The organism is Acinetobacter lwoffii (assembly GCF_024129715.1).
GTDB lineage: Bacteria > Pseudomonadota > Gammaproteobacteria > Pseudomonadales > Moraxellaceae > Acinetobacter > Acinetobacter lwoffii_U.
Genome location: NZ_JAMXXM010000019.1, coordinates 1 through 19,234, shown reverse-complemented (window position 1 = coordinate 19,234; position 19,234 = coordinate 1). Strand labels below are relative to the sequence as shown.

Annotated in this window: 14 protein-coding genes; 6 read left to right on the top strand and 8 right to left on the bottom strand. The window is 42.8% G+C overall.

Translation table 11 applies throughout. The features are described from left to right. Positions 1 to 4 precede the first annotated feature (4 nt). Positions 5 to 2,476, top strand: a complete 2,472-nt coding sequence (gene gyrB, locus NI462_RS11465; protein ID WP_253160673.1) for a DNA topoisomerase (ATP-hydrolyzing) subunit B — start codon at positions 5 to 7, stop codon at positions 2,474 to 2,476. Positions 2,477 to 3,658: 1,182 nt separating this feature from the next. Here the strand turns inward: gyrB and NI462_RS11460 are convergent. Further along, entirely contained in the window at positions 3,659 to 4,822 is a 1,164-nt protein-coding gene (locus NI462_RS11460; protein WP_001202407.1) for a zinc-dependent alcohol dehydrogenase, read from the bottom strand. A gap of 342 nt (positions 4,823 to 5,164) precedes the next feature. After that, entirely contained in the window at positions 5,165 to 7,096 is a 1,932-nt protein-coding gene (locus tag NI462_RS11455; RefSeq protein WP_004281940.1) for an ATP-binding cassette domain-containing protein, read from the bottom strand. Positions 7,097 to 7,313: 217 nt separating this feature from the next. Here NI462_RS11455 and NI462_RS11450 point away from each other — a divergent pair, with 217 nt between their 5' ends. The 4 genes from NI462_RS11450 to erpA all read left to right on the top strand — a co-directional run bounded on the left by NI462_RS11450 (position 7,314) and on the right by erpA (position 11,241). Next, positions 7,314 to 8,318, top strand: a complete 1,005-nt coding sequence (locus NI462_RS11450; RefSeq protein ID WP_004281941.1) for a putative solute-binding protein — start codon at positions 7,314 to 7,316, stop codon at positions 8,316 to 8,318. A gap of 254 nt (positions 8,319 to 8,572) precedes the next feature. Further along, positions 8,573 to 9,583: a putative solute-binding protein gene (locus NI462_RS11445; RefSeq protein WP_005094844.1), complete on the top strand. Its 1,011-nt coding sequence runs from the start codon at positions 8,573 to 8,575 to the stop codon at positions 9,581 to 9,583. A gap of 190 nt (positions 9,584 to 9,773) precedes the next feature. Next, positions 9,774 to 10,784 carry a putative solute-binding protein gene (locus NI462_RS11440; RefSeq protein ID WP_253160671.1) on the top strand — a complete coding sequence of 337 codons (1,011 nt, stop codon included), beginning with the start codon at positions 9,774 to 9,776 and terminating at the stop codon, positions 10,782 to 10,784. A gap of 121 nt (positions 10,785 to 10,905) precedes the next feature. After that, positions 10,906 to 11,241 carry an iron-sulfur cluster insertion protein ErpA gene (erpA, locus tag NI462_RS11435; protein WP_004281944.1) on the top strand — a complete coding sequence of 112 codons (336 nt, stop codon included), beginning with the start codon at positions 10,906 to 10,908 and terminating at the stop codon, positions 11,239 to 11,241. Positions 11,242 to 11,299: 58 nt separating this feature from the next. Here erpA and NI462_RS11430 read toward each other — a convergent pair whose 3' ends face one another. The 6 genes from NI462_RS11430 to NI462_RS11405 all read right to left on the bottom strand — a co-directional run bounded on the left by NI462_RS11430 (position 11,300) and on the right by NI462_RS11405 (position 17,862). Further along, positions 11,300 to 11,677, bottom strand: coding sequence for a hypothetical protein (locus NI462_RS11430; protein ID WP_253160700.1), 378 nt, complete (start codon positions 11,675 to 11,677; stop codon positions 11,300 to 11,302). Positions 11,678 to 11,782: 105 nt separating this feature from the next. Beyond that, a complete protein-coding gene (locus NI462_RS11425; RefSeq protein ID WP_253160669.1) occupies positions 11,783 to 12,691 on the bottom strand; it encodes a matrixin family metalloprotease in 909 nt (302 codons plus the stop codon). Between the two features lie 70 nt (positions 12,692 to 12,761). Further along, positions 12,762 to 13,592, bottom strand: a complete 831-nt coding sequence (blaOXA, locus tag NI462_RS11420) for an OXA-134 family carbapenem-hydrolyzing class D beta-lactamase (protein ID WP_253160667.1) — start codon at positions 13,590 to 13,592, stop codon at positions 12,762 to 12,764. A 146-nt stretch (positions 13,593 to 13,738) separates the two neighbouring features. After that, positions 13,739 to 15,679, bottom strand: coding sequence for a molecular chaperone DnaK (gene dnaK / locus NI462_RS11415; protein ID WP_253160665.1), 1,941 nt, complete (start codon positions 15,677 to 15,679; stop codon positions 13,739 to 13,741). 118 nt (positions 15,680 to 15,797) lie between these two features. Beyond that, positions 15,798 to 16,346, bottom strand: coding sequence for a nucleotide exchange factor GrpE (gene grpE, locus NI462_RS11410; protein WP_004647116.1), 549 nt, complete (start codon positions 16,344 to 16,346; stop codon positions 15,798 to 15,800). Positions 16,347 to 17,361: 1,015 nt separating this feature from the next. Beyond that, positions 17,362 to 17,862, bottom strand: a complete 501-nt coding sequence (locus NI462_RS11405) for a cell envelope integrity TolA family protein (RefSeq protein WP_005108251.1) — start codon at positions 17,860 to 17,862, stop codon at positions 17,362 to 17,364. Positions 17,863 to 18,079: 217 nt separating this feature from the next. On the opposite strand from NI462_RS11405, the gene NI462_RS11400 reads away from it, so the two are divergent. Then, positions 18,080 to 19,156: an alpha/beta hydrolase gene (locus tag NI462_RS11400; RefSeq protein WP_253160663.1), complete on the top strand. Its 1,077-nt coding sequence runs from the start codon at positions 18,080 to 18,082 to the stop codon at positions 19,154 to 19,156. Positions 19,157 to 19,234: the final 78 nt, after the last annotated feature.

Here is a 19,234-nt window from a genome sequence, read left to right as displayed (position 1 = left end):
AACCATGAGTTCAGAAGATCAAGCTGCTTCTCAAACAGAACAAACCATTGAAAAGGCTTATGATTCCTCTAGCATCAAGGTATTACGTGGTTTAGACGCAGTCCGTAAGCGTCCGGGCATGTACATTGGTGATACAGACGATGGTACAGGCCTGCACCACATGGTGTTTGAAGTAGTCGACAACTCGATTGATGAAGCCTTGGCAGGCCACTGTGATGAAATTATAGTGACGATCCATGAAGATGAATCGGTTTCAGTTTCTGATAATGGTCGTGGTATTCCGACCGACATTCACCCTGAAGAAGGTGTGTCTGCAGCAGAGGTGATTTTAACCATTCTGCATGCCGGTGGTAAGTTCGACGACAACAGTTATAAAGTGTCTGGCGGTCTGCATGGTGTCGGTGTTTCCGTAGTCAACGCACTGTCTGAAAAACTCGAATTGACCATTCACCGTGCCGGTAAAATTCATGAACAAGAATACCGTCATGGCGATTCTCAATATCCATTAAAAGTAGTGGGCGATACCGATAGAACCGGTACTCGTGTCCGTTTCTGGCCAAGTGCCGAGACTTTTAGTCAGACCATTTTTAATGTTGATATTTTGGCGCGTCGTTTGCGTGAACTGTCGTTCCTGAACGCAGGTGTGCGTATTGTGCTGCGTGACGAACGCATTAATGCCGAGCATGTCTTTGATTATGAAGGTGGTCTGTCTGAGTTCGTTAAATATATTAACGAAGGCAAAACTCACCTGAATGATATTTTCCATTTCACTGCTGCACAGGCCGATAACGGTATTACGGTAGAAGTCGCATTGCAGTGGAATGATTCTTATCAGGAAAATGTACGTTGCTTTACCAACAACATCCCGCAAAAGGATGGTGGTACGCATTTGGCCGGTTTCCGTGCTGCGTTGACCCGTGGTTTAAACAACTACATGGACAGCGAAAATATCCTGAAAAAGGAAAAAGTTGCGGTATCGGGTGATGATGCGCGTGAAGGCCTGACTGCCATCGTGTCAGTCAAAGTACCTGATCCAAAATTCTCTTCACAGACCAAAGAAAAACTGGTGTCGAGTGAAGTGAAAACGGCTGTTGAACAGGCCATGAACAAGGCATTTTCTGAATATTTATTGGAAAATCCACAAGCAGCCAAAGCGATTGCTGGCAAGATCATTGATGCAGCACGTGCGCGTGATGCAGCGCGTAAAGCACGCGAAATGACACGTCGTAAGAGTGCGCTGGATATTGCCGGTCTTCCAGGTAAACTGGCCGATTGTCAGGAAAAAGATCCAGCTTTGTCTGAACTGTACCTGGTCGAGGGTGATTCTGCAGGTGGTTCAGCCAAGCAAGGTCGTAACCGTAAAATGCAGGCGATTTTACCGCTGAAAGGTAAGATCCTGAACGTGGAACGTGCCCGTTTTGACCGCATGATTTCCTCTGCTGAAGTTGGTACGCTGATTACCGCACTCGGCTGTGGTATTGGTCGTGAGGAATATAATCCGGACAAACTGCGTTATCATAAAATCATCATCATGACCGATGCTGACGTCGATGGTTCACACATCCGTACGCTGCTGTTGACCTTCTTCTTCCGTCAAATGCCAGAACTTGTGGAACGTGGTCATATCTATATTGCCCAGCCACCACTGTACAAGCTGAAAAAAGGCAAGCAGGAACAGTACATCAAGGACAATGATGCACTGGAAACTTACCTAATTTCGAATGCGATTGATGAGCTGGAACTGCATATCAGTGCAGAAGCACCTGCGATTCGTGGTGAAGCACTGGCGAATGTGATTGCTGATTATCAGACTTCCCAGAAGAGCTTGGCACGTTTGACCCAGCGTTATCCTGCGAGTCTGCTTGATGCACTACTTTCACTGGAAGGTTTTAAGCTGGATCAGCTGGAAGACAAAACCTATGTGGAAACATGGGGTGAGAATCTGCGTGCAGCGATTGAAGCCATTCAGCCAACATTACGTCCAGAATTAACCCTGGAGCGTTTTGAAAAAGAACTGGCAGATGGTCAAAAAACTGCAAGCTGGTTGCCACGTATCACGATCTATGTACATAACTTGCCACATAGCTACCTGTTAGACTCAGTACTGTTAGGTTCAAGTGAATATGCACGTTTATTAAAGAATTCAAAGAGCTGGTTTAGTCTGCTTGAAGATGGTGCATATTTGCAAAAAGGCGAACGCAAGATTCAGGTCAGCAATTTCCATCAGGTTTGGCAACATATCTTGCAGGACTCACGTCGTGGCATGATGATCCAGCGCTATAAAGGTCTGGGCGAGATGAATGCGGAACAGTTATGGGAAACCACCATGGATCCAGACAACCGTAACATGCTGCAAGTGACAGTTACCGATGCGATTGAAGCGGATCGTATGTTCTCTTGCTTGATGGGCGATGACGTAGAACCACGTCGTGCTTTCATTGAAGAAAATGCCTTGAATGCAGATATTGATGCATAACCCTTCAGGATAAAATCAGATATAAAAAAGCGCCTTTCGAGGCGCTTTTTTTAGACCAATTTTTTTACTCATATCCTGTGAGCTAGGCAAAATAAAGTAATTTTGGACCGATTTTTAGATATGGAACGGGTTCATTTAGGTTTTAAAAAGCCAAGTTGAGTAAGCCAAATCGACTCTAAGAAAGGGTTTATGTATAGAGATTACCAACTCGGGAGAATACCTGAAATCTGGAGTGAATCTATCGTTATAAAAATGATCTGCATCAGAACTTCTAAAATAATTTTTGAATAGGAAAGTGAGGTAGAAAGACGTTCTTTATACGATGAGAAGTTTGCATGCAGTTCACGACACTAGGTGAAAACTGGATCAGTCAAAGTGGTATTTAAAGATGCGTGTAATAAAAACAGATCGAATACTTTAGGTGGATTCGACTAAAAAATAATAAATCGCTTATTCAGAAGATCCAATATCTCAAAAATAAATAAAAAGCTGCTAAAACTAAATTTTAAATTTTCAATAGCTTATAAGAAACTTGGTCTAATACGCTAAATAATACGTGAATAATATTGCTTCAAGCATCTAGAAAGCCTGATCAGAGATGTGGATAACTCTAAAGTTATCCATAATTTTTATGTGAATAAGATAGTATTTTTCCGCAAGCTTTAATCCACGTATTAATTCTTTATTTTAAATTCAAATTTGAAATCGATTATCTTGTGGATAAGTGTTTTTAAATTTAAAATAGCATTTTAAATTTAAAGCTATATTTGGCGATATATTGCTAGTATGACCAGACTATTCCTTGGATTGGCTTTAAAATAGAAAATTATTATAAATTAAATACTTGTAAATATAGTGTAGTTTCTCTAATCATTACCGTGGAACATATTGTTAACTAAAAACTCAAGATGTAGCTAAACTACATAATTGATTTAATAATCAAGTGAACTTTCATTTTTATTTAAAATCATACTTTTATCGATTTTTGCTTAACTTTTTTATTTCTCATTTTTGAGTTATTTCTTGATTTCATTATTGAAAATCGGGCATTTCTTTTATTACTCGATAGAAAAGAGGGAGGGAGTCGCTGAAATGATATTGATTAGGAACAAGAAAAAGAGGATTGATAAAATGACGATGAAAAATAAAAAAGCGCCTGACGGCGCTTTTTTTTAATCATATTTATGGTGTTAGAATGACTTTACGACAGTCTTCTTCCTTTTTATCAAAAATACGGTAACCTTCCGCAGCATCTTCCAGTTTCATGCGATGGGTAATAATCAGATCTGGAGACAGATCTCCATTTTCAATATGTTCTAGCAACTGCGGCAAGTAATTATGCACATGGGTTTGTCCCATTTTAAAGGTCAAACCTTTGTCAAAGGCATCACCAAACAGGAAGCCATGAATTGGACCGGCATAAACTCCAGGTACACTCACCACACCGCCGCGACGGACCGCTGCAATACATTGTCTTAGCGCTGAACCACTCGAACCTTCTAATTTCAGGTTGGTCATTACGGTTTCCAGCATGCTACCTTTGGCTTCAAAACCGACCGCATCAATGACGGCATCGACTCCACGATAACCCGTGGTATTTTGAATGATAAATTCAGCGGCATCGACTTCATCAAAATTGACGGGAATTACCCCATAGGTTTGATGCGCGAAACGCAAACGGTAAGGGTGGTGATCGACCATAAATATCTGCTCGGCACCGAGCATCCGCGCGCAGGCAGCAGCCAGCAGACCGACCGGGCCAGCACCATAAATCGCCACACTGGAACCTCGACCGACTTGGGCATTATTCACTGCTTGCCACGCAGTTGGCAGAATATCGGTCAGGAATAATACTTTTTCATCAGGCAGGGAACCCGGCACCTTAAATGGTCCGACATTGCCTTTGGGGATCCGTACATATTCAGCCTGACCACCCGGTATACCCCCATACAGATGGCTAAAGCCAAATAAAGCTGCCCCTGGTGGGATCTGTTTTTTATTGAGAATTGCACCACGACCGGTATTGGTATTTTCACAGGCAGCCATGAGTTCATGTTCACAGAAAAAACAGTGACCGCATGCAATCACAAAGGGAATAATCACCCGGTCACCTTTTTTGACTTCGGTTACTTCTGGGCCGACTTCTTCTACAATTCCCATAAATTCATGGCCGAAAATATCACCGTCTTCAGTGGCCGGGATTTTTCCCCGGTATAAATGCAGATCTGAGCCACAGATGGCGGTGGCTGTCACCCTTAAAATAACGTCATCTGGTTCCTGAATCACTGGATCTGGAACGGATTCAACTCGTACATCCCGAGCACCATGATAGGTAAGAGCACGCATGCGGATTTCCTCTCTCTAGTTCAACATTAAACAGACTCGTAGCAAGGCTGCCAAAAATTAAAAAACACTTGTATTAGAGCCTTAGGAGGAAACAGTGTGCTGTAAATTAATGTATGAAATAAGGCATTCAACTGTTTAAAAAATAAACTTATATAGGGTTTACGTAATTCGTGACCTTATGTGTCGAATGAATAGAAAAGAACGGGATTAAAGAAACATCTAGAACTAGATGAAAAAAATACAGGTGCAAAAATGGAAGAGAAAACATTAAAAATAGTGAATAAAAAAGAGATGAACAACGTTGGTCATTCATCTCTTATCTTAAATCTTACTAAAAGAGCTTTAGAACGTCTGTTCCAGACTTTCCAGTTCCATCATCAGTTCTAGCATTTGCTCTTCGGCTGTTTCCAGTTTGGCTTTTAGCTCGGTTTGCTCATTCATCAGTTTCAGCAAATCATTTTTACGTGATGCTTCGTATAAAGCACTGTCACCCAGCAGGTTTTCAATTTCAATCAGTCGTGGCTGTAGTTTGGCCATCTGTGCTTCGCATTTTTCAATATTCTTGCGAATCGGACGACTTAGTTCCCGCTGGCGAGCAGCTTCCTTACGTTGTGCTTCCTTGTCCAGTTTGGAAATAGTCGGTTTGACTTCGACTTGGGATTTCACCGGTTCTGCTGGCTTTTGCCCATTTTTAATCATCTCAATACGGGCTTGGCGTAACCAGTCAGCATAGGCAGTAAGATCACCATCAAACTCACGGCATTGACCATTATGTACCAGTAGCAGTTCATCACAGACGCTGGCGATGAGCTGACGTTCATGCGAAACTAGAACTACCGCGCCCTGAAAATCTTGTAAAGCCATAGTCAGTGCATGACGCATATCCAGGTCTAAATGGTTGGTCGGCTCATCCAGAATCAGTACATTCGGACGCTGCCAAACAATCAGTGCTAGGGCCAAACGTGCACGTTCACCGCCTGAGAAGCTTTCGCTTGGCGTATCCATACGTTCGCCACTAAAACCGAAACTACCCAAGAAGGAGCGTAGACTGGCTTCACTGATTTTTTTATCTGCGATACGTGCCAGCTGTAACATTGGGCTGGCATTACCATCCAGTGCATCCATTTGATGTTGGGCAAAATAACCAATATTCAGTAATTCTGAATCTTTCCGCAGACCCTGAATCAGTTTCAGGTCACCGACCAGCGATTTAATCAGCGTGGATTTACCGGCACCATTCATCCCAAGCAAACCGATCCGGCTGTTTGGCGTGATCTGTAAATTTACATTGGTGACAATCAGCTTGTCGCCATAACCAATATCGGCATGTTCCAGTTGCAATAACGGCGAACTCATTTTGGTCGGTTCACGGAAACTGAAGGTAAATGGCGTATCGACATGGGCTGCAGATAGTTCCTGCATTCGTTCCAGCTGTTTGATCCGGCTCTGTGCCTGTTTGGCTTTGGTCGCTTGCGCTTTAAAACGGTCAATATATTTTTGCAGGTGCGCGCGGGTTTCCAGCTGCTTTTCATACGCCTGTTGCTGCTGCGCTAAACGCTCACTACGGGTGCGCTCAAAAGTCGAATAGTTACCGGTATATAAAATCAGTTCCTGATTTTCGATATGTAAAATGTGATCGGTAATCGCATCGAGGAAGTCCCGGTCATGCGAAATCAGTACCAGCGTACCTTCATAGGCTTTCAGCCAGTCTTCGAGCCAGAGAATTGCGTCCAAGTCCAGATGGTTGGTTGGTTCATCGAGGAGCAGTAAGTCTGATCGGCTCATCAGGGTACGTGCCAGATTCAAACGCATACGCCAGCCACCGGAAAAACTTGAAACATCTAGTTGTGATTGATGTTCAAAGAAGCCCAGACCAGCCATCAGTTGTGAAGCTTTGGCAGGAGCAGAATAACCTGAAATTTCATCAAAACGGCCATATAAATGAGCCAGTTCTGCATCATCCAGTTGATCCGGTTGATCGAGTTTCTGCTGAATATCCCAGTATTCTTCATCGCCCGACAAGACGAAATCAATGGCTTTCATATTCAGTGCTTTGATTTCCTGAGCCATATGCGCTACGGTCCATACCGCAGGTCGGGTCAGCGAACCGGTGTCCGATTCCATGCCGCCGAGCAAGGCTGAAAACAGGGTTGATTTTCCAGCACCATTGACACCGGTTAGGCCAATTTTCCATCCTGGGTGTAACTGCATCGACGCTTTTTGAAATAAAACACGTCCACCGCGACGTATAGATAACTGGTCTAACTGAATCATTGAGAAATCAAAGCTAAGAAATAAGATGCGCCTATTCTAAAGGAAAGCCCTGTGAAAATGAAAAATCTTACCGTTTTTGCTGAAATGAGTGTGCTTTTCACCTCTGTCAATTGATCTAGGGTGGACGCATAAGTTGAGTAAAAGCTCTATTTTATGCATGAACAGTGGTTTATAGTTCAGGCTGATCGAGTAAAAAATACCATAGAGTCAAATAAAAATGAAAAAGGGATGTTTAATTTTGTCGGCACTGGGTCTTTTGGTGTCGACTTCAACTCAAGCCAGAGTGAATGTCTGTGTTTTTGATTTGCTGGGAAAATCTGGTGAGTCTTATAAGCTGCTGGAGGAATGGGCGCTGGCAGCAAAAGGTTGGGGTGCCGAAATTCAGCTAAACGCCTATCAGGATGAAGCCAAAGTCGATCAGGATGTCAAAGCAGGAAAATGTGATGCTTTCTATATGACTTCGATGCGTGCCCGCGCCTATAATAAATTTGCCGGATCGATTGATGCAATTGGCGGCGTGCCGAATAATGACATTGCCATGAAAGCCATCAGCTATGTACTGGATAAACGCAATAGCAAACGCCTGATCACCCAGATTGGCAAAGAAAAATTCGAAGTGGCGGGTATTGGTCAGATTGGCCCAGCCTATATTTTTGTTCGTGATCGTACTCTAAATAAACTGGAACAGGTCAAAGGCAAGAAATTTGCCGTGCTGCATTATGACTATGCGCAAAAAATCATGGTCGACCGGATTGAAGCCGTACCGGTCATGTCGGAAATTTCCAATTTTATTCGCAAGTTTAATCAGGGCGAAGTGGATATTGTCGCTGCACCGGCTTATGCATTTAAACCGCTGGAATTACAGAAAGGACTAGGCCGTCAAGGCGCAATGATTAATTTTCCGGTAATTAATGTCACTGCCGATCTGATTATTCGTCAGGAAAAGTTCCCGGCAAGCTTTGCCGCGCAATCCCGAAACTGGTTTGTAAAACAGTTACCGCGCAGCTTTGCCATGGTCAAGCGTATGGAAGCTGAGATTCCAAGCAAATATATTTTGAATCTAAGCCGTGAAGACCGCGTGGCCTATCAAAAGATTTTGCGTGATGGGCGGATCGATTTAACCCGGCAGGGGATTTATGATCAGGGCATGATGAATGTATTGAAACGCGCGCGTTGTACAGTTGAACGAACCAATTTTGAGTGTTCGATTGGTGGTGAATAAATCTGAAATCATGTATATCTTTGTAACTATATCTGGGTAAATGTAATTATAAGAAAGCAGTTTTAAATATTAAGATATTGATATTTAAATATATATTTAAAAATAATCTATGCAAATAATACTGATTTATCTTTATAGGCCAAAATGCCGGTTTTAAATGGAGTAAATGCTCTATTTTTTTTAATTAAACTTGCTTAATATTTGTCCCGTGTACGGACACTCAGCGAATAACAAGATTTCAAAGGATAACTACAATGAAAAAAACACTCTTATCATTGGCTGCATTCTCTGCATTTGGTTTTGCAAGTGCGGCGCATGCAGAAAAAGTCGATATCTGTGTGTTTGACTTACTGGGTAAATCCGGTGAGTCTTTCCAGATGGCGCAAGAATGGGCACTGGCTGCAAAAGGCTGGGGCGCAGAAATCAATCTGATTGCCCGTCAGGATGAAGCGGTTGCCGACAATGACTTTAAGGCCGGTAAATGTGATGGTGTGTTTATGACAGCCATGCGTGCCCGTCAATACAATAAATTTGCCGGTTCTATTGATGCACTGGGCGGTGCACCAAGTAATGCCATTGCCCAGCGTGCGATCAGTTTTGCTCTGGACAAACGTAATGCAGCGAAAATGGTCAGTAATATGGGCGGCAAAAAATACGAAATTGCCGGTATTTCACCGTTGGGTTCAGCATTTATTTTTGTTCGTGACAAGAATATCAATTCGATTGAAAAAGCCGCAGGGAAGAAATTCGCCGTACTCGGCTATGACGATGCCCAGAAAATCATGGTACAGCGCGTCGGTGCGCAGGCAGTGATCTCCGATGTTTCTAACTTTGTCGCCAAATTTAACAATGGTCAGGTGGATATGGTCGGTGCACCTGCTTATGCCTACAAGCCATTAGAAATCTATAAAGGTCTGGGTAATAACGGCGCAATGTTTAATTTCCCGGTACTGCATGTCACCTCTGATTTTGTGATTCGTCCGGAAAAATTCCCCGCAGGTTTTGGACAGAAATCGCGTGACTGGTTTATCAAAAACCTGCCAAAGAGCATGGGGATGATCAGCCGTCTGGAAGCGGGTATTCCGTCGAAATATAAAATGAATCTGAGCGCTGAAGATAAAACCAAGTATCAGAAAATGTTACGTGATGGCCGGATGGATATGACCAAACGCGGAATCTATGATGCCAGCATGATGTCGGTCTTAAAACGTGCACGCTGTTCTGTCGATAAGGCCAACTTTGAATGTTCAATTGCTGGCGAATAATCTGATTTTTAAAGAAAAAAGCTTAGATTGATCTAGGCTTTTTTTATGGCTGATCCAGGTCAGATCTGCCATTGTGCAGCGAATAAAATAGCTTAAGCTTGATTAACTATTAAATTCGCATGTTTTATATAAAAAACAATCACATGTGACTAAAAGTGCAATAACAAAAACAAGCGATAAGGAAATGAGGATGATCCATAGAGGATGGAAAGCACTGGCATTGGCTACGGCGACACTGGCTGTTTCAGGTCTGGCGCAAGCTAAACAGGTGATTTGCGTATTTGATCTGGTTGGTAAAAACGGTGATGTCTATAGTGTGATGAAAGACTATCAGTTGGCGGCCAAAAATTGGGGTGCAGATGTCGAACTGCGGGTGAATACCAATGAAGCGGTGGTTGCAGAAGATTTTAAAGCTGGAAAATGTGACGGCATTAGTGTGACCGGGATGCGTGGCCGTCAGTTCAATAATTTTACCGGTTCACTCGATGCTATTGGCGCGATTCCAGATCTGAATCTGGCAGTTAAAGTCATGCAGGGCTTGGCCAGTCCCACCTTCGCCAAACATATGCTGCAAGGTAAATATGAGGTAGTCGGTGTCATTCCTGTGGGTGATGCTTTCCTGCTGGTGAACGACCGCAGTATTAATACCGTTGCTAAAGCCGCTGGTAAAAAAATTGCCGTACTTGATTATGATGAAGCACAAAAAATCATGGTTCAGCAGATCGGTGCACAGGCGGTGAGTGCCGATGTCACCAATTTTGGTGCCAAGTTTAACAATGGCCAGGTGGATATTATTGGTGCACCAGCAGCAGTATTTAAACCGCTGGAATTACATAAAGGTTTGGGTAACAAAGGCGCGATTGTGAATTATCCGGTGTTGCAGGTCACAGGCAATATCATTATCCGTCCAGATAAATTTCCGGCAGGTTACGGACAAAAATCACGTGAATGGGTGAGAAGTCAGTTACCGCGTGCCTTTGGTATTTTGGGGAAAATGAAAGCGGACATTCCAGCAAAATACTGGATGGATATTCCTGCTGCAGACAAATCGGGTTACCAGAAAATGATGCGGAATTCCCGAATTGACCTGACCAAACGCGGTGTTTATGACAAACGTATGATGAAATTGTTATGGCAATTCCGCTGCAAACAGAACCCGAAAAACTTTGAATGTGCCTTACAGGATGAGAACTACAAATAATCCTGATAAAATTACTCTGATTTGACTTTTAATCTGTGCAGACTGACCATATATTGAGTGTGCTATACTTAAATATGGTCTTTTCTTTTTAAAGACATTCCATTCAACAGAGGAATCCGCCATGAATGCCCAAGCGCTTGTGCTCACCGACAATGCCGCAAATAAAGTACGCCAGTTGCGTGACAGTGAAGGTAACCAAGACTTAATGCTCCGTGTCTATGTGACCGGTGGCGGCTGTTCAGGTTTCTCTTATGGCTTTAACTTTGCAGAAAGCCAGAATGAAGATGATGCAGAGTTTGCCAATGGCGATGTTAAAGTCCTGGTCGATTCATTGAGTTATCAATATCTGGTCGGTTCGGTGGTAGATTATTTAGAAGGTCTGGAAGGTTCACGTTTTGTGGTACAAAACCCGAATGCGACCACGACCTGTGGTTGTGGATCTTCATTCTCGATCTAAATCCATGCACAAAAAAAAAGTCCTCTCAATGAGGACTTTTTTATATCTGGAAGAACGTTTAGCTATCCAGTTTTACCGCTTCAAGCAGGTCAAAGATCACGGTAGTGACATCCTGACTCAACTCGCGGTTATTGAAAATTTCATAGGCGCTAATGGTAATGTCGGTATCGCTTGGCAACAGACGCTGTTCTTCTTCGATCAGGTCATTGATCGGTAATAAGGTCTGTTTGATTTCCAGATGCAGAATATCTTTATATTCCAGATTTTCATCGTCGATTTCAATCAGTTGTTCATTGAAATAAGGCAGCAAAATCGAATGAAGATAGGGTTGGATGTCCTCGATATCAAAGATTTCGATATCACGGGTTTCATCAATCGTACTAATGTGGTCATTTACTTCAATTAAAATATGGTAGTAACTCACACGAATCTCCAAAGATGGCCTGAACAATGTAGCCAATCACAATAACATGAAATCAGAATAGAGTGTTTTTTATAATACTTATACACTTAAATTAATTAGGGAACTCAAGCTGATCACTTAACGGTTATAAAGCAAGGTCTTGTCTGCAGGTCGCAGCTGGAAGTGTTGCAGATTCTGTTTACCCAGCACCGGATACATCAGTGCTTCCGGGTCATTATGGTGATACAGCCCCAAGGCATGTCCGAGTTCATGTGCCAGAGTCAGACGGAGATCATCTTCTGCATCAAACTGATAGACATGAATTTGATCACCCATAAACACGCCTTTATGAAATTCGCGGGCAGGGAAACGCTGTTGGGCTTGAATGATATTCTGCTGATGGTTTTGCAGACCATGTTGATGCATGGAAACATTCATATTAAAGGAACTTTGCTGTTCCTGAAGGTACTGAAGTTCCCGTTGAAAACTTTCCGATTTGCGCTGTAAAGCCAAAACCTCATATTCAATCTGCTCATGTTCATAAGCAGATAAATTTGGCTGACGGCGTTGTTGCTGTAAGGCCTGAAATTCACTATTCATCTGATCTCTTTGCTGGATCAGGCGTTGCTGCTGACTTTCCAGATGCTGATGGGATGCTTCCAGATTTTTGACCTGACGTTGATACTTGGCGTCATCTGCCAGCAACTGTTTTTCGACTTTCTTCAAGGCATCATAGTCTTGCTGGCGTTGATCATAGATCAGGTGAATACTCAGCCTGGCATTTTCATCATAGACCATCAAATCATCACGATTGCTTCCCTGATGCCAGATTTCGATCGCTTCCTTGCTCAGTTGAATGACTTGATCTTTACTTAGTCCAAAGCCTGAATCGACCTGATCAATTCGGAAACGTAAGCGTGTATCCAAAGGATGCGTCAAGCGATCAGCCAGCGAGTTATAGCGCAGTTGAGGATGGGTTTGGGCCTGCATATGTAGATAGGCAGACATGATCAATCCCACTACGAGCAGACAGAGCAGAAGACGCATATTTTTTATTTAAATGTCTATTTTTTAAAAATATAGCTTAATTTTAATGCCTTTCCCATGCTTATTTGCATCATCCTTCAGCTTTTGGATAAAGCCCTAATTCGGCCAAAGCCTGCTGCAAAATTTCAAGGCGGATCGCCGGATCTATACCATTTTGCATCTGCATATTGAGTGAAAATGCCACGATTTCAGCCTGCGGTGTTTCAACCCAGCCGGTGAGCCAGCCGACTTGCGGTTCCACATCCATGCCCCAACCGGATTTGACATATAGTCGATAAGCTTTCCGCTCCTGTAAAAATAACATGGCTTTGACTTGTTGCTGGACTTGAGGATCAAAGGCCAGTTGCTCTCGGGCCAACGCAGAAACAAATTGGACTTCCTGTTTTGGAGTAACTTTCAAAGGGCCTACCAACCAGAAGTTATCGACCTGTTGACCAATCTGATGATTACCAAATTGGATGCGTTGTACTTCCTGTTGCATCAATTCAAGGCCAATGCGACGTGCCAGTTCCTGATACACGGGTACAGCAGAAGCTTGCATGGCTTCGCCGAGAGTCATGTCTTTTTCCCAGGCTGCAAAACTGCGTTTCTTGCCATCCCATTTAAAAATTTCATTGGTTGTGGCTTTGCCATGTTGCAGGCCAATCAGGGCATTGAGCATTTTAAAAGTAGAGGCGGGAACATATTCGGTATCTGCACGGCTTAAATCATTACCATAAACCTGTATCTGTTGACCACGCTGAATCACTAGAACACCCGCGCTTTGCGCCTGATCAAATAATTGGGCAATGGCTTGAGTCGATTGAGTCGAAGTGCTTTGAGATAGGAGAGATGAAACGGGCAGGCTACACGCTGTCAGGCCCAAGCAACTAAGTAAAGGCAGCAAAATCAGAATTTTCATGGGTTCAGGGTATTTTAATGTTGGATTTAACTTAAACAGCTTTTCCTGAAAATACGATCAAATTTTAGTAATTTTTATTTTATTCTTTTAAGTCGAGACATAAAAAAACCGCGCTTTCGCGCGGTTTTTTCAGTTAAAGCGACAAATTATTTTTTGTCATCTTTCACTTCAGTGAACTCAGCATCTACAACGCCGTCGTCCGCTTTTTGAGATTGACCTTCGCCGCCTTGGAATGCATTCGGGTCAAAACCTTGCGCACCGCCTTGGCCTTGAGCAGCTTCATATGCACGTTGTGTAATTGGCATGATGATATTTTGCAGCGCTTCAGTTTTCGCTTTGATGTCTTCAACGTCATTTTCTTTAGTTGCAGCTTCAAGCTCAGAAACCGCCGTTTCAACAGCAGTTTTTTCGTCAGCTGTTACTTGTTCACCAAGATCTTTCACTGCTTTTTGTGAAGAAGCAACTAAAGCATCCGCTTCGTTACGAGCTTTTGCAAGCTCTTCAAACTTACGGTCTTCTTCAGCATTTGCTTCAGCATCTTTGATCATTGCTTCGATTTCAGCATCAGACAAACCTGAGTTTGCTTTAATCTGGATCGATTGCTCTTTACCAGTGCTCTTGTCTTTCGCAGATACTTTCAAGATACCATCAGCATTGATGTCGAAAGATACTTCAATTTGTGGCACACCACGTGGCGCAGGTGGAATGTCACCTAACTGGAAGTTACCCAACAGTTTGTTTTGCTGCGCCATTTTACGTTCACCTTGGTAAACTGAAATGTCTACAGCAGGCTGGTTGTCCGCAGCAGTTGAGAATACTTGAGATTTCTTCGCAGGAATCGTGGTGTTTTTCTCGATGATTGCAGTCAACACGCCGCCCATGGTTTCAATACCAAGTGTCAACGGAGTTACGTCAAGTAGAAGTACGTCAGTTTTGTCACCTGAAAGTACCGCACCTTGAATCGCAGCACCCATTGCGACTGCTTCGTCAGGGTTTACGTCTTTACGTGGCTCTTTACCGAAGAATTCTTGAACCTTCTGTTGAACCATTGGCATACGAGACTGACCGCCCACCAGGATGACGTCAGAGATGTCAGAAGTCGAAAGACCTGCATCTTTAAGTGCAATACGGCAAGGCTCAATCGTACGCGCAACCAGGTCAGCAACCAGACCTTCAAGTTTTGCACGTGTTACGTTGATCACTAAGTGTTTAGGACCAGTCGCATCAGCAGTGATGTATGGAAGGTTGATTTCAGTTGCATTTGAAGATGAAAGTTCGATCTTCGCTTTCTCAGCAGCTTCTTTTAAACGCTGTAACGCCAGTGGATCTTGTTTCAGGTTAAAGTTTTGTTCTTTCTTGAACTCTTCAACCAGGAACTCGATTAACGCGTTATCGAAGTCTTCACCACCTAGGAATGTGTCACCGTTAGTCGACAATACTTCGATTTGCTGGTCACCATCAAGGTCAGCAATTTCAATGATTGAAACGTCGAAAGTACCACCACCCAAGTCATAAACCGCGATTTTACGATCGCCTTCTTTCTTGTCCATACCAAACGCAAGTGCCGCAGCAGTTGGCTCGTTGATGATACGTTTAACTTCTAAACCTGCAATTTTACCTGCATCTTTAGTTGCTTGACGCTGTGCATCGTTGAAGTAAGCAGGAACAGTAATAACAGCTTCAGTTACGGTTTCGCCCAGGTAATCTTCAGCAGTTTTCTTCATCTTTTTCAAGATTTCAGCAGAAACCTGTTGTGGCGCCAATTTTTTGTCGTTGACATCAACCCAAGCATCACCGTTGTCAGCTTTGATGATTTTGTAAGGAACCAGACCGATATCTTTTTGTACCGCTTGGTCTTCATAACGACGACCGATCAAACGTTTGATCGCGAACAATGTATTTTTCGGATTCGTTACTGCTTGACGCTTTGCAGATTGACCTACCAGAATTTCGCCATCTTTATAGGCAATAATAGATGGAGTGGTACGCGCGCCTTCAGCGTTTTCGATTACTTTAACTTTGTCGCCTTCAAGTACTGCAACACATGAGTTTGTAGTACCTAAGTCAATACCAATGATTTTAGCCATTTGGATGTTTCCTCTAAAATTTTTTTGTGATTTACACTTGTTATCCGATATGAGAGCCGTTCGATTTTTTTCAAGTAAAATTTTTGAAAAATTTCACAAACTCCCGAATTTATTTGGCTTAAGCGCCGACCATCACCATGGCAGGACGCAATAAGCGACTGTTAAGCGTGTAGCCTTTTTGCAAAACAGTCCCAATTTCATTTGCTTTGGCATTTGGATCAATCCCGACTGCCTGATGCAGGTCAGCATTGAAACCGTTGTTGGTATCCACTGCCACAACCCCAAATTTCTCCAAGGTATGCAATAAAGATTTAAGGGTCAGTTCAACACCTTCACGCAATGGTGTTTGCTCTTCACCTGCAGCCACAATGGCACGTTCCAGATTGTCGACTGTTTCTAGAAGCTCTTTAGAGAACTTTTCCAGAACTGTATCTTTATGCTTTTCAGATTCACGCTGAATACGTTCAACACTCTTTTGTGCTTCATAAACTGCATTGGCGGTACGGGCTTTTTCTAACTTTAAATCACCTTCAAGCTGCGCAATCTGCTCTTGTAAAGACTCAACGGAAACTTCAGCCTGCTCGGTTTCAGCTTGAGTTTGCGCTGTATCTTGTTCCGCTTGCTCTTGCTCAAGTTGTTGAGCTTGCTCGTTTTGCTCAGTCGCCATTGATTTACTCCGTTTAAATGGGTTCTTAAACATGTACAGTCCTTAGGCCTCAGTGTTCACTGCGTTTATGCTGAACTGCCATGGTTGTGAAGTTCTTGATTACCTAAAGAAATCGGGGCAGGGTGTAAAAATTCAAGCGTCGACCCAGATTAAATTTAAGATTTATACAAAATACTGAATCCAGCGGACAGTAGAACGAGCTATTCAGAACATAACAGCAGGATGGGATGAGAATAAAATACACGGGCATCAGCAGCGATGAATCCGGATTTTGAGCTAAATAGATTTAATTCTTGACTAAATCCAAGATTTAATTATCTGAAAATAAATATAAAAAATTAATAATCGTATTTTTGAATCAAATTAATAATTTTAATCTGTTTTAAATATGGGTAAAAAAATTGCATCATACTTTTATTAACAGCGACCTTGTTCAGAGTAGAGAGCCGAACCGGGTTGCTGTTGCTCTATTTTAAAGTTGCTTTTTTCAAGCTGAGCATCCCCAAAACTCAGCTTTTTTTTGCCTGTTTATTTATTAGACATAAAAACGATTAATATCTAAGCAATAAAGTCTTTCACAATAGATGAACTTTTGATTAATATTTATTCCAGATTCTATCGCTGTAGTTTCTTCTTATTTTGAAATGTGTTTTCGTGGCTTATCCTGTTCTCTAGATAAGCCTTTTTTTTGCCTAGAATTTACCGATTTTGAATTTGTTTGAATCAGTTGTCTCTATTTTAGCGTTATGTAAGATAAAACTTACAGCTTGGATAGTGAATGTCGGCTTCATTAGAGCAAGTTGATCCGATAGGATTCTGATAGGATAATTTATGTAGAGAACAGGATGTTCTGGTTGAATTGCTGAGAAGCATAAGCGAAGTGGAAGTTCGTTTAACATAACCCTCTGCAAAGGCCCTAAAGAAATTTTCTTTAGGGCCTTTGTCTATCTGCAAGCTATCTTTTTCATTAAAAAAAGCCCAGTCTGGGCTTTTAATAGAGAAGAGGATTCAAGCCTTAATCACGACGATCGCGTGAACGTTGTTCCTGATGACGTCGGTTGTCATTCCAGCGTTGATTAGAATGGTTTTTCTGGACTTTTTTACTGCGCTGATCTGTTACACGTTTACGCTCCAGATCCTGACGACGCTTGCGTTCTGCTTCTGCCTGTTTTTGCCGTTGCGTCATGATATTTTTACGTTGCTGTTCATGGCGCTGCCGTTCCAGTTGGCTTTTACGTCGATCCAGCTCTAACTGTCTTTTACGGTCCTGCTCCCAATTGCGACGCTGTAATTCCTGTTTACGCCGATCCAGTTCAATGCGTTTGCGTTGCTGTTCATATTCCCAGCGTTGCCGCTCATAGCGACGATCTTGTTCATAACGCCGGTCCAGTTCATAGCGACGGTCATAACGCTGATCATAGCGGCCGTCATAATAGCCACCATCTTCAGGAAATGCGACGCAGCCTACAGCTAAAAATGCAGTCGCCAAAGACAAAGCTATAATTTTGTTAGCCATAGGCATCCTCCCGATTTGCAATAAAAAATATACTTAAGCTTGCAAAAGTACGTCAAAAATAACCTTTAAACGGTCAACGACATCTTTTATAAATGAGGGTAACGTATCGGGTAGAAGCTATATGTACATTGATATTAAGACTTATATAAGAATATGGTCACTGAAACGCTAATCGTGTAGAAACTATGAAGAATTAAGAGAATAAGGACTAAAATTAATGACTGTGAATCCTCCGGTTCTGAAAAGTGTAATGGAAAAAGGACAAGGGACGGCAGCGCGTATGCTGGACCGCTTACCTGGCATTGCACAGGAAGCATTGGTCAAGGCCTTGGATTATCCTCATGTCTATCCTGATTTAGATCCATTGGTTAAATGCCTGATGGCCATCCAGATAAAACAGGGGCATAGCAGTTTTATCAGTGAGGATCTGGCACATTCGCGCGCACTGTTTGATGCACGCATGAAAGCGATCGGTGCTAAACCAACTACTGTCAAAGTCATCGAAGAGCTGCGCCTGCCTTTGCAAAGTGGCAGCATCTTTGCACGGCATTATCATCCAGCTCCACAAAAGAAGTTGCCGATGGTGATTTTTTATCATGGCGGTGCATTTATGGTGGGCGGTCTGGACAGCCATGATGAATTCTGTCGCTTGCTGGCAGTACATGCCAAAGTACAGGTGCTAAGCGTGGCTTATCCGCTGACGCCAGAATTTAGCCCCTTGCAGATGGTACAAGTCTGTGAAGATGCCTTGGCGTGGGCACATCAGCATAGCAATCAGCTAAAAGTCTATAAAAGCCGGATTGCCGTGGCAGGAGACAGTGCGGGCGGAAATCTGGCTACTGTCGTGGCACAGCGCAGTGCAGGAAAATCTTATGCCGCACGAGCACAGCTTTTGCTTTATCCGGCGGTCGACTTTAAAAGCCGCCATCCTTCTTTCTATGCCTATAAAGATGGATTGGTGCTTTCGGAGCAGGATATTGATCTGGTGACCTTCATGTATGCCCAAACCCATCAGATTGAACTGGATGACCCGCTGATTTCGCCGACCTATGGAGAGCTGAAAAACTTGCCGCCGAGCTATGTGATTACCGCACGGCATGATGTCCTGCATGATGAAGGTGCAATCTATGCACATAAATTACGTCAGAATGGCGTGAGTGTTCATTATCATGAATATACCGATCAGGCACATGGTTTTATTAACCTGACGCCGATCTCTCGCCGTGCCAAAAAATATGTGATTGAGATCAGCAAAAACTTCCGCAAATTCTGGGATAAAAATAGGGTCTGTTGACATTTACTGTTCATAATTAACCCTATAAAGGTAGCCATAAAAATATACAGGCTAAAGCAACAGAACTTTGATAATTTC

What these genes read in the sequence shown, in the direction of transcription:
- gyrB (WP_253160673.1), top strand. Translation starts at nt 5, where the DNA reads ATGAGTTCAGAAGATCAAGCTGCTTCTCAAACAGAACAAACCATTGAA.
- NI462_RS11460 (WP_001202407.1), bottom strand. Translation starts at nt 4,822, where the DNA reads ATGCGTGCTCTTACCTATCATGGTGCTCGGGATGTACGAGTTGAATCC.
- NI462_RS11455 (WP_004281940.1), bottom strand. Translation starts at nt 7,096, where the DNA reads ATGATTCAGTTAGACCAGTTATCTATACGTCGCGGTGGACGTGTTTTA.
- NI462_RS11450 (WP_004281941.1), top strand. Translation starts at nt 7,314, where the DNA reads ATGAAAAAGGGATGTTTAATTTTGTCGGCACTGGGTCTTTTGGTGTCG.
- NI462_RS11445 (WP_005094844.1), top strand. Translation starts at nt 8,573, where the DNA reads ATGAAAAAAACACTCTTATCATTGGCTGCATTCTCTGCATTTGGTTTT.
- NI462_RS11440 (WP_253160671.1), top strand. Translation starts at nt 9,774, where the DNA reads ATGATCCATAGAGGATGGAAAGCACTGGCATTGGCTACGGCGACACTG.
- erpA (WP_004281944.1), top strand. Translation starts at nt 10,906, where the DNA reads ATGAATGCCCAAGCGCTTGTGCTCACCGACAATGCCGCAAATAAAGTA.
- NI462_RS11425 (WP_253160669.1), bottom strand. Translation starts at nt 12,691, where the DNA reads ATGCGTCTTCTGCTCTGTCTGCTCGTAGTGGGATTGATCATGTCTGCC.
- blaOXA (WP_253160667.1), bottom strand. Translation starts at nt 13,592, where the DNA reads ATGAAAATTCTGATTTTGCTGCCTTTACTTAGTTGCTTGGGCCTGACA.
- dnaK (WP_253160665.1), bottom strand. Translation starts at nt 15,679, where the DNA reads ATGGCTAAAATCATTGGTATTGACTTAGGTACTACAAACTCATGTGTT.
- grpE (WP_004647116.1), bottom strand. Translation starts at nt 16,346, where the DNA reads ATGGCGACTGAGCAAAACGAGCAAGCTCAACAACTTGAGCAAGAGCAA.
- NI462_RS11405 (WP_005108251.1), bottom strand. Translation starts at nt 17,862, where the DNA reads ATGGCTAACAAAATTATAGCTTTGTCTTTGGCGACTGCATTTTTAGCT.
- NI462_RS11400 (WP_253160663.1), top strand. Translation starts at nt 18,080, where the DNA reads ATGACTGTGAATCCTCCGGTTCTGAAAAGTGTAATGGAAAAAGGACAA.